This is a genomic window from Streptomyces sp. NPDC088707, from assembly GCF_044752725.1.
Taxonomy (GTDB): Bacteria; Actinomycetota; Actinomycetes; order Streptomycetales; family Streptomycetaceae; genus Streptomyces.
Map to the genome: position 1 here is coordinate 40,388 of NZ_JBIVLV010000005.1, position 13,177 is coordinate 53,564.

13 protein-coding genes are annotated in these 13,177 nt (G+C 73.2%); 5 read left to right on the plus strand and 8 right to left on the minus strand.

Annotated elements, in window-relative coordinates; genetic code table 11:
* Positions 1-164 precede the first annotated feature (164 nt).
* Complete coding sequence (locus ACIP84_RS16690) at positions 165-1,415, plus strand: MFS transporter (protein ID WP_401798399.1); 1,251 nt, start codon at positions 165-167, stop codon at positions 1,413-1,415.
* On the opposite strand, the gene ACIP84_RS16695 is transcribed toward ACIP84_RS16690, so the two are convergent.
* Complete coding sequence (locus tag ACIP84_RS16695) at positions 1,384-3,141, minus strand: NAD+ synthase (RefSeq protein ID WP_401798400.1); 1,758 nt, start codon at positions 3,139-3,141, stop codon at positions 1,384-1,386. The genes ACIP84_RS16690 and ACIP84_RS16695 overlap by 32 nt on opposite strands.
* Positions 3,142-3,345: 204 nt before the next feature.
* Here ACIP84_RS16695 and ACIP84_RS16700 point away from each other — a divergent pair, with 204 nt between their 5' ends.
* Positions 3,346-4,188 carry a DUF998 domain-containing protein gene (locus tag ACIP84_RS16700; protein ID WP_401798401.1) on the plus strand — a complete coding sequence of 281 codons (843 nt, stop codon included), beginning with the start codon at positions 3,346-3,348 and terminating at the stop codon, positions 4,186-4,188.
* The gene (locus ACIP84_RS16705) at positions 4,185-4,991 is read left to right on the plus strand and encodes an alpha/beta fold hydrolase (RefSeq protein ID WP_401798402.1); all 807 of its coding nucleotides are present in this window, start codon (positions 4,185-4,187) and stop codon (positions 4,989-4,991) included. Before ACIP84_RS16700 ends, ACIP84_RS16705 begins: the two co-directional genes overlap by 4 nt.
* A gap of 68 nt (positions 4,992-5,059) precedes the next feature.
* On the opposite strand, the gene ACIP84_RS16710 is transcribed toward ACIP84_RS16705, so the two are convergent.
* The 4 genes from ACIP84_RS16710 to ACIP84_RS16725 form a co-directional block, all read right to left on the minus strand.
* Positions 5,060-5,479, minus strand: a complete 420-nt coding sequence (locus tag ACIP84_RS16710) for a CBS domain-containing protein (RefSeq protein WP_355964668.1) — start codon at positions 5,477-5,479, stop codon at positions 5,060-5,062.
* 155 nt (positions 5,480-5,634) lie between these two features.
* A complete protein-coding gene (locus ACIP84_RS16715) occupies positions 5,635-6,234 on the minus strand; it encodes a DUF305 domain-containing protein (RefSeq protein ID WP_355964725.1) in 600 nt (199 codons plus the stop codon).
* A gap of 83 nt (positions 6,235-6,317) precedes the next feature.
* The gene (locus ACIP84_RS16720; protein ID WP_355964669.1) at positions 6,318-6,965 is read right to left on the minus strand and encodes a DUF3105 domain-containing protein; all 648 of its coding nucleotides are present in this window, start codon (positions 6,963-6,965) and stop codon (positions 6,318-6,320) included.
* Between the two features lie 74 nt (positions 6,966-7,039).
* The gene (locus ACIP84_RS16725) at positions 7,040-7,459 is read right to left on the minus strand and encodes a hypothetical protein (RefSeq protein ID WP_401798403.1); all 420 of its coding nucleotides are present in this window, start codon (positions 7,457-7,459) and stop codon (positions 7,040-7,042) included.
* 248 nt (positions 7,460-7,707) lie between these two features.
* Between ACIP84_RS16725 and ACIP84_RS16730 the strand changes: the two genes are divergently transcribed.
* Positions 7,708-9,069, plus strand: a complete 1,362-nt coding sequence (locus ACIP84_RS16730; protein ID WP_015033133.1) for a glutamine synthetase family protein — start codon at positions 7,708-7,710, stop codon at positions 9,067-9,069.
* Between the two features lie 52 nt (positions 9,070-9,121).
* Complete coding sequence (locus tag ACIP84_RS16735) at positions 9,122-9,616, plus strand: GNAT family N-acetyltransferase (protein ID WP_355964671.1); 495 nt, start codon at positions 9,122-9,124, stop codon at positions 9,614-9,616.
* Between the two features lie 178 nt (positions 9,617-9,794).
* Here ACIP84_RS16735 and ACIP84_RS16740 read toward each other — a convergent pair whose 3' ends face one another.
* From ACIP84_RS16740 to ACIP84_RS16750, 3 genes are all read right to left on the minus strand, one after another.
* Positions 9,795-10,226 (minus strand): VOC family protein, encoded by a 432-nt coding sequence (locus ACIP84_RS16740; protein ID WP_355964672.1) that lies wholly within the window; start codon positions 10,224-10,226, stop codon positions 9,795-9,797.
* A gap of 11 nt (positions 10,227-10,237) precedes the next feature.
* Positions 10,238-10,747, minus strand: coding sequence for a pyridoxamine 5'-phosphate oxidase family protein (locus ACIP84_RS16745; RefSeq protein ID WP_355964673.1), 510 nt, complete (start codon positions 10,745-10,747; stop codon positions 10,238-10,240).
* A 174-nt stretch (positions 10,748-10,921) separates the two neighbouring features.
* Positions 10,922-13,126 (minus strand): PIG-L family deacetylase, encoded by a 2,205-nt coding sequence (locus ACIP84_RS16750; protein WP_401798404.1) that lies wholly within the window; start codon positions 13,124-13,126, stop codon positions 10,922-10,924.
* Between the last annotated feature and the right edge of the window lie 51 nt (positions 13,127-13,177).

Consider the following 13,177-nt stretch of genomic DNA (forward strand, 5'->3'; position numbering starts at 1 on the left):
CGCGGCCCGTGCGCGTTCTGACAACCCGCGTGACGTTCTGACGACGCGGGTGTCCCGTAGCACACGGGTCGAAATCTCCTCTTCACTCCCCGGAAGCCGCCGGGAAGAAAACATCTGAGAGCCTTTGTTCCGTAGAAGAACTATCTTCAGGAAAGGCCCTCCCCATGCCCCTGGCGCTGCTCGCGCTCGCCGTCTCCGCCTTCGGCATCGGCACCACCGAATTCGTGATGATGGGCCTGCTCCCCCAGGTCGCCGACGACCTCGGCACCTCCGTCCCCACCGCCGGGTACCTCGTCTCGGCGTACGCGATCGGCGTCGTCATCGGCGCCCCGCTGCTCACCGCCCTCGGCTCCCGCGTCCCGCGCAAGCGGATGCTGCTCCTGCTCATGGCCCTCTTCACCGTCGGCAACCTGGCCTCCGCGCTCGCCCCCGGCTTCGGCTGGCTGATCGCCGGCCGGGTGCTCGCCGGACTCCCGCACGGCGCGTTCTTCGGGCTCGGCGCGGTCGTCGCCGCCCGGCTCGTGCGCGAGGGCCGCCAGGCGCGGGCGGTGGCCACGATGTTCCTCGGCCTCACCGTCGCCAACATCCTGGGCGTACCCGCCGCGACCCTGCTCGGACAGCACCTCGGCTGGCGGGCCACCTTCCTCGTCGTCTCCGCCATCGGTCTGCTCGCCATGGCCGCGCTCGCCCGCCTCGTGCCGCACATCCCCGTGGACGAGCGGCAGAGCCTGGGCCGCGAGGTGCGCGCGCTCGGACGCCCGCAGGTGCTGCTCGGTCTGCTCACCGCCGTCTTCGGCTTCGCGGGCGTCTTCGCCGTCTACTCCTACCTCGCCTCGATGACCACCGAGGTGATGGGCTTCGGCGACTCCACCGTCACCGTGGTCCTCGCCCTCTTCGGCCTCGGCATGACCGGCGGGGCGCTCGCCGCGGGCCCGCTGACCGACCGGGCACTCCGCCCGACGCTGTACGGCTCGCTCGCCGCCCTCGTCCTCGCCCTGGTCGCCTTCCGCTTCACGATCCACGTGCCCTGGCTGGCCCTGGTCACGGTCGTGGTGCTCGGCGCCGTCGGCTTCATGACCACCACCCCGCTCCAGATGCTGGTCATGAACAAGGCCAAGGACGCCCCGACGCTCGCCTCCGCCTCCAACCACTCCGCCTTCAACCTCGCCAACGCCGGCGGCGCCTGGGCGGGCGGTGCCGCCGTCGCCGCCGGCTGGGGCTGGACCTCGCCTGCCCTGGTCGGCGCGGGCCTCACGGTGGTGGGCCTGGCGATCGCGGCGGTGGCGGGCCTCCTCGACCGCGACCGGGGTACGGCGGAGGGGGCCTCGCGCGTCGTCGCGCAAAGCCCCCTCGCCGAAGGTCCCCCCGCTGCCGGGAAGCGAATCAGCTCGTCGTCTCCCGCCAGCGGTTCGTGATCGGCAGGCGCCGGTCCTTGCCGAAGCCCTTCGCCGAGATCTTGGTGCCCGGCGGGTACTGGCGCCGCTTGTACTCCGCCGTGTCCACCATCCGCAGCGTCTTCGTGACCAGCTCCTCGTCGAAGCCGGCGGCCACGATCTCGTCCCGGCCCCGGTCCTGGTCCACGTACAGGGCCAGGATCGCGTCCAGGGTGTCGTAGTGCGGCAGCGAGTCCGTGTCGATCTGCCCCGGGCGCAGCTCCGCGCTCGGCGGCTTGCTGATCGAGCTCTCCGGGATCGGCGGGGTCTGGCCGCGCTCCTCGGCCGCCCGGTTGCGCCAGCGCGCCAGCCGGAACACGGTCGACTTGTAGACGTCCTTGATGGGCCCGAACGCGCCGACGGAGTCGCCGTACAGCGTCGAATAGCCCACCGCCAGCTCGGACTTGTTGCCCGGGGCGAGGACGATGTGGCCCTCCTGGTTGGAGAGCGCCATCAGCGTCGTGCCCCGCAGCCGCGACTGGAGGTTCTCCTCGGCGAGGCCGGTGAGGCCGAGCGCTCCCATGTACGCGTCGAACATCGGCTCGATCGACACCGTGCGGAAGTGGAGCCCGGTGCGGCGGGCCAGCTCGGCGGCGTCGCCGCGCGAGTGGTCGGAGGAGTACTTCGAGGGCATCGACACCCCGTACACGTTCTCCGAGCCGAGGGCGTCGCAGGCGATGGCGGCGACGAGCGCCGAGTCGATGCCCCCGGAGAGACCGACGAGCACCGAGCGGAAACCGTTCTTCGCGACATACGCCCGGACCCCGATGACCAGCGCCGAGTACACCTCCTCCTCATCGTCCAGCCGGTGCGCGTAACCGCCCGTCAGCTCCGGCTCGTACGCCGGCAGCGGCTCCTCCGAGAGGACCACGCGGTCGATCGTCAGCCCGTCGTTCACCAGGCCCTCCGGCGCCCCGGCCTCGGCCGCCGGCAGCTCCAGGTCCAGGATCACGCTGCCCTCGACGAACTGCGGTGCCCGCGCGATCACCTCGCCTTCCGCGTCCACCACGATCGAGTCGCCGTCGAAGACCAGCTCGTCCTGGCCGCCGGTGCTCGCCAGGTACGCGGTCACGCAACCGGCCTCCCGGGCCCGCCTGCGGACCAGTTCGAGGCGCGTGTCGTCCTTGTCCCGCTCGTACGGCGAGGCGTTGACCGACAGCAGCAGCCCCGCCCCCGCGTGACGGGCCGCCGGGACCCGGCCCCCCTCCTGCCACAGGTCCTCGCAGATCGCCAGGGCCACGTCGACCCCGTGGACCCGGACGACCGGCAGGGTGTCGCCCTGGACGAAGTAGCGGTACTCGTCGAAGACGCCGTAGTTCGGCAGGTGGTGCTTGGCGAAACGCAGCACCACCTCGCCCCGGTGCAGCACGGCGGCGGCGTTCTCCGGCGAACCGGCCGGCCGGCCGAGCTTCGGCTCCGCCCGCTCGGAGCGGTCCAGATAGCCGACGACGACCGGCACCTCCCCGAAGCCCTCGTCCGCGAGCCGGCGGGCGAGACCGCGCAGGGCCGCCCGCGACGCCTCGACGAACGAGGAGCGCAGCGCGAGGTCCTCGACGGGGTATCCGGTCAGCGCCATCTCGGGGAACGCGACGAGATGCGCGCCCTGCCCGGCGGCGTGCCGGGTCCAGTGCACGATCGCCTCGGCGTTCCCGGCGATGTCTCCGACGGTCGAGTCGATCTGATTCAGGGCGAGGCGTAGTTGAGGCACCCCGCCAGTGTAATCGTCAGACCGACGCGATGTCCTGGGAAACGGGCCGTGACCCGTTCCTCCCGCCGGGCGTGCGCCCCCGCCCCGCCCGATCGATCATGGCTCTCATGACTCCCACGACGGTCACTGACCACCCGCCAGGGCCGGTCCGGATCCACCCCGGGCACCGGCAACCCTCCGGCACGCCGTAGCGTCAGACCCACTATGCCCGGAAACGTGACGCGAGCCTCGGCCGCCCTGCTGGCCCTCGGCGCGCTCGCGTACACCGCGTGGGTCCTCGAAGCCGTCCTGCGCACCGGACTCGACCCGGTCCGGACGTACGTCTCCGAACTGGCGGCCTCGGACCAGCCGTTCGGCACCTTCTTCCGCGCGAGCGACCTGGTGTCGGGGGTACTCGTCCTGGCGGGGGCGGCGCTGGGGCGGGCGGGGACGAGGCGCCCGGGGCCCACGGGGTCCGGTCACGCGGGGACGCCGGAGGCCGGTCACGCGGGCGCCCCCGGGTCCGGCCGGGTGCGGTGGCGCGTCCGCGAGCCCTGGGCGGTCCTCGGGTGGGGCGCGCTCGCCCTCTTCGGCGCCGCCACCGTCGCCGACTCGCGCCTCCCGCTGAGCTGCGCCGCGACCGTCGACCCCGCGTGCGCCGCGCGCGAGACCGCCGGGCTCGTGCCCGCCACCCATACGGCCCATGCCGTCAGTTCCGGTCTCGCCATGACCGGCGCCCTCGTCGCCCTCGTCGCGCTGACCGTGGCCGCCCGCCGGTACGGCCGGTGGCGGCCCCTCGCCCGTACCGGCCCGGTCGTGGTGGCCCTGGGGCTCGCCGCCACCGTCTGGACCCTCGCGGCCGTCGCCGCCTTCGAGGCGGGGGAGGGCGCCTGGGCGCTCGGCGCCGGCCAGCGGCTCCAGGTGCTCCTGGTGGCGGTGTGGCTCGCGGTCCTGGCGTACTCCCTCGCCACGTCCCGCCCCGCCCCGGAGGAGGAGTCGGCCGGCTCCCGCCCCGCCGCGGAGGAGGAACTCGCCACGTCCCGCCCCGCCCCGGAGGAGGAGCGATGACCGGACAGCCCGCCTTCGTACGCGTCGACGGCGTGGCCCACCACGTCGTCGTCGAGGGCTCGGGTCCCGTCTGCGTCCTGAGCGCGGGGCTCGGAATGAGCTGGTTCGACTGGGACCCGGTCGTCCCGCTCCTCGCCCCGCACCGTACGGTCGTCCGCTTCGACCGCCCCGGACACGGCCTCTCCCAGCCCGCCGCCGGCCCGCCCACCGCCGCCGGCGAGGCCCACCGGATCGCCGCGCTCCTCGACGCGCTGGGGCTCCCGGGCCCCGCCGCCGTCGTCGGGCACTCGATCGCCGGATTCCACGCCGAGGCCTTCGCCCGGCTCCACCCGGACCGGACCACCGCGCTCGTGCTCGTGGACTCGTCGGTGGAGGAGCGCCCCCGGGTGGGCCCGTCCCCGGGGGCCGTCGCCCGCGTCCTCGGCGCCGTCCTGTCCGCCGCCGGAGTCCCGGCCGCCCTCGGCCCCGCGGTGCGCCGTGCGGCCGTCCGCCGCGACCCGGCCCCCGCCGCCCTCGTCCACCGCGTCTACCGCACCTCACGCGTCCTGCGCGGCACCCTCTGGGAGAACGCCCACTACGGAGCCGTCGCGGCCGAACTCCTCGCCCTGCGCGCCACGCACCCGCTCCCGCCGGGCCTCCCCGTCACCGTCCTCGCCGCCCCCGACGGCTCGGCCCGCTGGGAACGGCGCCAACGCGCGCTGGCCCGACGGCTGGCCGCCCGCTACGAGGCGGCCGTGCCGTCGGGCCATCTGGTCATGAAGGACCGCCCGGAAGAGGTCGCGGCCGTGATCCTGCGACCGTGATCCCGCGGTCGCTCCGGTCAGGAAGACCGACCCGTCAGGAAGACCGACCGGTCAGGAAGACCGACCGGTCAGGAAGGCGCGTAGACGCTCTCGCAGAACCCCTTGAGCTGCTCGTCCGACAGGTGCTGGGCCAGGTCGGCCTCGCTGATCATGCCGACGAGCCGCTTCTCCTCGATGACGGGCAGCCGCCGGATCTGGTTGCTCTGCATCTCCTCCAGGACCGCGCCCACGTCCGCGCCCGACTCGACCCAGCGCGGGGTGCCCTTGGACATCTCGCCGCAGGTGACCTTCGAGGGGTCGTGGCCCATGGCCACACACCCGACCACGATGTCGCGGTCCGTGATGATGCCGCAGAGCCGCTCGCTCTCGTCGGCGATGGGCAGCGCGCCGACGTTCAGGTTGCGCATCAGCTGCGCTGCGCGGTCGAGCGTCTCGTGAGCCGGGATCCACTGGGCCCCGGGGTGCATGATGTCCTTCGCCGTGGTCATGGGCTGCGTACCTTTCGTCGGACGTGGTCACACGTACGTCCCCGAGCCCCATCCATTCTCGGCGCGCGGCCCGGCCGCCGCGACTTGTCGGCGGACGACACGGCCCCCGCGACCGCGGCGGGTCACGGGGGCCGTCGGGTCAGCGACCCGGGTCGTCAGGCGCCACGCTTCCTGAGCATGTCCGCCATCAGCAGCATCTCGGACTTCTGGGCGTCGACCATGCCCTGCGCGAGACCGCGCTCGATCTCCACCGAGCACTTCTGGACGCAGCCCTCGGCCATGTGGACCCCGCCCCTGTGGTGCTCGGTCATGAGCTTCAGGTACAGGACCTCGGCCTCCCGGCCGCTCGCCCCGCGCAGCTCGTCGAGCTGCGCGTTGGTCGCCATGCCGGGCATGAGCGCCCCGTCGAGCGGACCGGTGTCGCCGGAGCCGCCCATGCCCATCCAGGTCATCGGCTCGACGCCGGACTCGATCTTGGGCAGCCCCCACAGGTCGAGCCAGCCGAGCATCATGCCCCGCTGGTTGGCCTGGGTGTTGGCGATGTCGTACGCGAGACGGCGCACCTCCTCGTCCTGGGTGCGGTCCCGGACGATGAACGACATCTCGACGGCCTGCTGGTGGTGGACGGCCATGTCCCGGGCGAAGCCGGCGTCCGCGGAGAGCGAGGACGGCGTACGCGGTGCCTCCTCGCGCTCGGCGGAGGCGACGGTGACGGCGCCCCCGGCGAACAGCAGGGCGAGCGCGACGGCGGTGATCGCCGCCCACTGCGTCCGGTTCGGCCGCCGGGCCGGGGGTGTCGGTACGGCGTCGACGTCGGCCTCGTCCTCGCCGACCCGGCTCACTGGCCGATCCCGCCGGTGCAGGCGGCGCCCGGCTCGGGGGTCTGCGGGCCCTGGACGTACTTCGTGAAGAAGGCGTCGATACGGGGGTCGCTCGCGTCGTCCACGGTGACCTGCTTGCCCCAGGCGGACAGCATGATGGCGCCGGCCTGGTCGTCCACCGGGCTCATCAGCGTGTACTTGGTCTTGCCGACCTTGTCCTCGAGCTTCTTCACGTCGTCGGCCGCGGCCTTCTTGTTGTACGTCACCCAGACGGCACCGTGCTCCAGGGAGTGCACGGCGTTCACCTCGGCGATGGCCTTCTTGTAGACGACGCCGTCGCAGTTCATCCAGACCGGGTGGTGGTCACCGCCGACCGGCGGCTTCATGTCGTACTTCACGGCCGTCTCGACGTGGTTGCGGCCGAGCTTCGCGGCGTCCCAGGACTTCTCCGCGGTGATGGGGGCCTTCGCGGCCGCGTCCTTCTTGTCCTGCTCGTCGGACTTCTTCATCAGCACGAAGGTGCCGAAGCCGACGAGGCCGAGGACGACGACGCCCGAGACACCGATCGTGACGAGGCGGTTGCGGCGCTCACGGGCCTGCTCGGCGCGGCGCATCTCCTCTATTCGGGCGCGGCGGTCGGCGTTGGCGGAGCTCTTGGCGGCCATGGTGATGTCGTCCTTCTTCAGGGATGGGGGTGGAGTTCGGGGGTGGACGGATCGGGGCGGGACGCCCGCCGCCGCTATGTCCGAAGAACTTGAAGGACGTGCAGATCCGGCGCGCGCGGCCGGACGCCGGAACGGCGCGCGGCGCCGTCGCCGGACGGCGGCTCGAAGCGCGGGACCCCGGCGGCCGCGTGCAGCGGCGGGTCGAGCGGGGGCGCGCTGAGCACCGCGGGGGAGAGGGAGGGGAAGAGGGAGCAGCCACCGCGGTCGTACGGGCAGACGTACTCGACGACGGTCCCGGTGGCCGCGGGGGTGACCGTGGTGCCGGTGGCCGTGGGCCCGCTCGCGGCCCTCGCTCCGGTGCCCGCGTGATGGTTCTCGGGACCGGGTCCGGCGCCCAGGCAGAAGAAGAGCGCGGCGAGGAGCGTCGCCACGGCACTCACCAGTGCCATGGGACGCGCGTGCTGGGACGGGCGTACGAGCCGTGTGGCCCCCATGGGCGCAGATCGTAGTGGGCGCGGGGGCTCTGTGGGCCGAACGGGGTACCACTCGGTACCGACGGGGGGCGGCCGAGGGGCGGACGGAGAGCCGGACGCCGCCGTTCTCGCGTTACCTGAGTCACACCCGAGCAGGCACTATGGGTGTGCAACGTGCGCGAAACCATGTGGTGGGATGCTCAGGTGCCCCCCGATGTGCTCTGAGGCGGTGGGAGCAGGCGGCCTGACCAGCGAGGATGGGTGTGGAAATGGACAAGCAGCAGGAATTCGTGCTCCGTACGCTCGAGGAGCGCGACATCCGCTTCGTACGTCTGTGGTTCACCGACGTGCTGGGCTTCCTCAAGTCGGTGGCCGTGGCGCCCGCCGAGCTTGAGCAGGCCTTTGACGAGGGCATCGGTTTCGACGGCTCCGCGATCGAGGGCTTCGCCCGCGTATACGAGTCGGACATGATCGCGAAGCCGGATCCGGGCACGTTCCAGATCCTGCCGTGGCGGGCCGAGGCGCCGGGGACGGCGCGGATGTTCTGCGACATCCTGATGCCGGACGGATCGCCGTCCTTCGCCGACCCGCGGTACGTCCTGAAGCGGGCGCTGGCCAAGACCTCGGACCTGGGCTTCACCTTCTACACCCACCCCGAGATCGAGTTCTTCCTCCTCAAGGACAAGCCGCTCGACGGCACCCGCCCCACCCCGGCGGACAACTCGGGGTACTTCGACCACACTCCGCAGAACGTGGGCATGGATTTCCGCCGCCAGGCGATCACGATGCTCGAATCGATGGGCATCTCGGTGGAGTTCAGCCACCACGAGGGAGCCCCGGGCCAGCAGGAGATCGACCTCCGCTACGCGGACGCCCTCTCCACGGCGGACAACATCATGACCTTCCGCCTGGTGATGAAGCAGGTGGCGCTGGAGCAGGGCGTGCAGGCCACGTTCATGCCGAAGCCGTTCTCGGACTACCCGGGCTCGGGCATGCACACCCACCTGTCCCTCTTCGAGGGCGACCGGAACGCGTTCTACGAGTCGGGCGCCGAGTACCAGCTGTCCAAGGTCGGCCGCTCGTTCATCGCGGGCCTGCTGAAGCACGCGGGCGAGATCTCCGCCGTGACGAACCAGTGGGTCAACTCGTACAAGCGCATCTGGGGCGGCTCGTCCCGCACGGCGGGCTCGGGCGGCGAGGCCCCCTCGTACATCTGCTGGGGCCACAACAACCGCTCGGCCCTGATCCGCGTCCCCATGTACAAGCCGGGCAAGACGGGCTCCTCGCGCGTCGAGGTCCGCTCCATCGACTCGGGCGCGAACCCGTACCTGACCTACGCCGTCCTCCTCGCCGCGGGCCTCAAGGGCATCGAGGAGGGCTACGAACTCCCGGCCGGCGCCGACGACGACGTCTGGGCCCTCTCGGACGCGGAACGCCGGGCGATGGGCATCGAACCGCTCCCGCAGAACCTGGGAGAGGCGATCGCCCTGATGGAGAAGAGCGAACTGGTGGCGGAGACGCTGGGCGAGCACGTCTTCGACTTCTTCCTCCGCAACAAGAAGCAGGAGTGGGAGGAGTACCGCTCCGAGGTCACCGCCTTCGAGCTGCGGAAGAACCTGCCGGTGCTGTAGGGCGGTCCGTTAATCCGTTGCCCGGGGCGGTGTGTCCGTTCACACTGCCCCGGTGAAGATCGAATCCGTCGCCACCGAGCGGCTCCTGCTCCGACCGCTGTCCGTCGCCGACGCCGAGCGCATCGTCGCGCGGGAGTCCGCGACCGGGGAACTGTGGGGCGAGGGGTACCCCGGGGACGGGGACGTCCGCTCGGCCACCGGGTTTCTGCGGGGGGTCGCCGAGCGCGGCGACCCGGGGGTGTTCCGGCCGTACGCGATACGGCTCGCGGAGAGCGGCGTCACCGTCGGCGGGATCGGGTTCCACGGGCCGCCCGACGAGATCGGGGTCGTCACCGTGGGGTACGGGCTCGTGCCCGTGGCGCGCGGCAACGGGTACGCCTCCGAGGCGCTGCGGGCGCTTCTCGAGATCGCCCGCCGAGCCGGTGTCTCCGGGGTGAAGGGCGACGCCGACCTGGACAATCCGGCGTCCCACCGGGTGATGGAGGCCGCCGGGATGCCGTGCGTGGCGCAGGACGACCAGCTCCGGCACTTCTACCGGGGGTTCTAGGTGTGACGGACCGTCCGCGCCGGTGTCGGTTCACGCCGGAACGCCGTCCCCCGCGCGGTTCTCCGACATCGCCGCGCGGGAGATGTGCGGGGAGCCCGGCGCCGACCTCGATCCGGCCGAGGTTCCCGCCACCGGCCGCCGCGCGCTCGGCCCCGGACGCCGCAGGACGTGGCCGCCGTCAGCGTTCCGAGAGCTCCGACGGCGCCTCCTGGACCACCCAGCCGTTTCCGTCCGGGTCCTCGAAGGTCATGAAGGCGTTCCACGTGCCGCCCTTGCCGGCCTCCCAGCCCTTCTCTCCCACGTGCTGGATCGCCGAGACCTCCACCCCGCGCCCGACGAACTCCGCCCGGGCCGCCTCGATGTCCGTCACGCAGAACTGCAGGCCCTGCAGGGTGCCCGGGGCCATCTGCTTCGTGCCCGGCATCGGCGGCATCCCGCTCAGCAGCGCGAGCGAACAGCGTGAGCCCGGCGGCGTCAGCTGGACGACGCGCACGCCCGGGGCCACGGCGTCGTCCAGGTCGACGGCGAAGCCGCACTTCCCGGCGTAGAACTCCTTCGCCCGGTCCATGTCGGTGACGGGGACCGGGACGACTTCCAGTGTCCAGTTCACGGGGGTTCTCCTCAGAAACGCCAGCGGGTCTGTCCGAAGGGATCGCCCTTGGTGAAGCCGAAGGCCGTGCGGGGCGCGACCGCGAACACCAGGGCCGTACCACCGTCCCCCCGGAACGCCCCGTCGCGCACCTCGAAACGCCAGTCCTCGCCGTACTTCTCGGCCCACGCCCCGGCGAGCGCCGTCAGCCGGTCCTCGTCGGTCACCCGCGTGGCCTCGCCCTCGACCACGAGGTCGAGGCCCTCGCCGAGCGCGGGCGTGCCCGTCGTCAGGACCACGGAGGCGTTGCCCTCCAGGTTGCGGGCCTTGCGCTCGTCCGGGCCGGTGCAGAAGTGGAGCGCGCCCTCCGACCAGACGGCGATCAGCGGGGTCACATGGGGGCGGCCGTCGGGGCGCACGGTCGTCAGCCAGAAGACCTCGGCCGCCGCGAGCCGTGCCTCGGCCTCGGACCAGGGGACCGGGCCCGCCTTGTCGTCGCTGTACCGGGGGTCGAGGACCGTCTGCGGGGTCTGCGGGTTCATCGCCGTTCCCTTCGTCGCCTGTGCCGCCGCGCGCGTGTGCGGTGGGTGTGCACAGGTAACGACCGGACCGGCCCGGGAAACTCATCGGCGCGCCGGGACCCACTCCCGCCGCAGGCCGTCCGCGCGCCGGGCCCCACCCCGTCCGCCCGCCGCAGGCCGTCCGCCCGCCGCGGCTCATTCGGCCGCCGCGACTCCTTGCCCGGCCGGCGCTCCCGACCGCGCCGGCGTCCAGTGCAGTCGGCCGTCCAGGCCGATCGCCGCCACTCCGTCCCTGCCCGCGTCCGGAGCCCCCGCGAACAGGAACCTCTCCAGCTTCCAGGCGGGCGCCGCCGCCCCCGTCCTGCCGTGCGGCGCCGTCGCCAGGAAGCCGGTCCGGGACCGGACCGCGAGGAGTCCGTCGCCGCCGCTCACCGGGCCGAAGCCCGCCACACCGCCGGGCAGCTCCGTGACCGGGGAGACCGGGCCGACACCCGAGAAGTCGGCGCTGCGCAGATCGCCGGAGGCCGGCTTGCGGAACCAGAGCCGTACGCCGTCGCCGTCCGGCGCCGGGCTCGCGCTCAGCGCCAGGGTCGTCGGCGGGAGCGCGGTCGGCGCCGGACCCGTGAGCGGGCCGCCGGGCACGTGCTGCGCCCATACCAGAACGGTCTTCACGGTGCTCGCGAAGACGTACCCGCGGCCCTTCCCGTCCGTCGCCGCGACCGGGTCGCCGACCACGTCCACGCCGCCGAGCACCCGCCAGGGCCCCCAGCCGCCGTCCGGGCCCTGCTCGCGTGCGGTCAGACGGCGCAGGCTGTCGCGCAGGACCACGGTCGCGCGGCCGTCGGCGCCCACCGTCACGGCGGGCGCGCTGATGTCGGAGGTGCCGGTCGCGTCGTTCCGCTCGGGGCTGCCGAGCGAGCGCCACGGGCCGAAGGCGCCGCCCGGCACCGCCTGCTGGGTGCTCACGACCTCGCGGCGGTAGCCGGCCGGGCCGCCGGCCAGGAGCGTCCGGGTGCCGTAGACCGCGATACGGCCGTCGGGCAGCGACACCGAGGTGACGCCGGTGTCCATGCCGCCGCCGGGCAGCAGCGTCGGGCCGCTCCAGGCGCCGCCGTCGGCCGGCTTCCGCCAGGCCGCGAGCTGTCCGTCGAGGACGGCGAACGCGTGCAGTCCGCCGTCCCGGTCCCGCTGCACCCAGGAGGTGGAGGTGCCCCGGGCGTAGCGCACGGTCGCGGTCCAGCCGCGTCCGGCGGGCCGCGCGGCCACCTTCAGGTCGCCGCAGCCGGCGGGCGTCCCGCAGTCGTTGACGCCGTCGAGCCAGGCGTAGGTCTTCAGGGTCCTCAGCTTGTCGTCCGCCGTCTCGGGGTCGAGCGTGTGCGGCAGGACGCTGGTGGGGTAGCCGAGGTAGTTCTGCACGCCGACCCGCGGATGTCCGGGCAGCTCCGCGTACCGGGCGAGCGCGGCCTGGGCGAACCGCGCCCCGTACAGGTGGTCCTGGTGGTCGCGGATCTTCCCGGTCTTCGGATCGGTGCCGGGGCTCGGGTCCTGCATCCGGACGAAGGTCGGCCGGAACCGGTCGAGCAGCCCGGCGATCGTCGCCACGACCTCGTCCTTGGTGTACCGGAAGTCTGTGGTGACCGGGGTGCCGGAGGAGCGCTGCGACTCCAGCGTGCCGATCAGTCCGTGCCAGAGGCCGTTCAGACTGTTCGGGCGGTAGTGGTTGGTCGACCCCGCCTCGCGTATCTGCAGCCACACCAGCCTGACCTTCGGGTCGGCGCGCAGGGTGTCCAGCTCGGCCAGGCCGCCGCCGGCCGTGGGAATCGCCACCCGGTCCCAGGGGCTGGTCCGGCTGCCGGTCGCCATCTCGGAGTACGCGGCCCGGATGCCGTTCTGCCGGGCCTCGGCGTAGGCGGCCTTGTCGGCCTTGGCGGCCGCTGCGTCGCGGGGGCGGGCGTTGACGCCGTCGGACTCACCGGCCGTCAGGTACACCGCGGCCAGCGGGGTGCCGGAGCGGATGGTCTGGGATATGTCCGGGTTCATGAAGAACAGGTCGTCGTCCGGGTGCGCCACGATCTGCATGACCGAGGTGGCGGAGTTCCCCCCGGGCGCGGTGGACGCCGGGGTCCGTCCGGGCGTCCCGGGGTCCGAGGCCGGGTCCCGGGAGTCCGGGCCGGTGGCCATGGGGACCGGCGAAGGGGCCGAGGCCCGGGGCGGGACGGCGGGGGCCAGGGTCGCGGGCACCTTTCCGTCCGGCGTCGCCGTCTGCGCCGCGGCCGTCTTCGGCGCACCGGTCACCGACAGGAGTCCGGCGAAGGTGCCGCCCACCAGGACGGCCGTGACCGCGGTGGAGACGGTCCTGCGGCGGGACAGGGGGAGACGACGGCGGAGGCGTACGGGCATGGTCGGCGGCGCGCTTTCAACAGGTCGGGCAGGCGGGTCGGTCCCGCGCTG

Coding starts and splice junctions, on each gene's coding strand:
- ACIP84_RS16745 (WP_355964673.1), bottom strand. CDS start 10,747: ATGAACCCGCAGACCCCGCAGACGGTCCTCGACCCCCGGTACAGCGAC.
- ACIP84_RS16730 (WP_015033133.1), top strand. CDS start 7,708: ATGGACAAGCAGCAGGAATTCGTGCTCCGTACGCTCGAGGAGCGCGAC.
- ACIP84_RS16750 (WP_401798404.1), bottom strand. CDS start 13,126: ATGCCCGTACGCCTCCGCCGTCGTCTCCCCCTGTCCCGCCGCAGGACC.
- ACIP84_RS16690 (WP_401798399.1), top strand. CDS start 165: ATGCCCCTGGCGCTGCTCGCGCTCGCCGTCTCCGCCTTCGGCATCGGC.
- ACIP84_RS16710 (WP_355964668.1), bottom strand. CDS start 5,479: ATGACCACGGCGAAGGACATCATGCACCCCGGGGCCCAGTGGATCCCG.
- ACIP84_RS16725 (WP_401798403.1), bottom strand. CDS start 7,459: ATGGGGGCCACACGGCTCGTACGCCCGTCCCAGCACGCGCGTCCCATG.
- ACIP84_RS16720 (WP_355964669.1), bottom strand. CDS start 6,965: ATGGCCGCCAAGAGCTCCGCCAACGCCGACCGCCGCGCCCGAATAGAG.
- ACIP84_RS16705 (WP_401798402.1), top strand. CDS start 4,185: ATGACCGGACAGCCCGCCTTCGTACGCGTCGACGGCGTGGCCCACCAC.
- ACIP84_RS16700 (WP_401798401.1), top strand. CDS start 3,346: ATGCCCGGAAACGTGACGCGAGCCTCGGCCGCCCTGCTGGCCCTCGGC.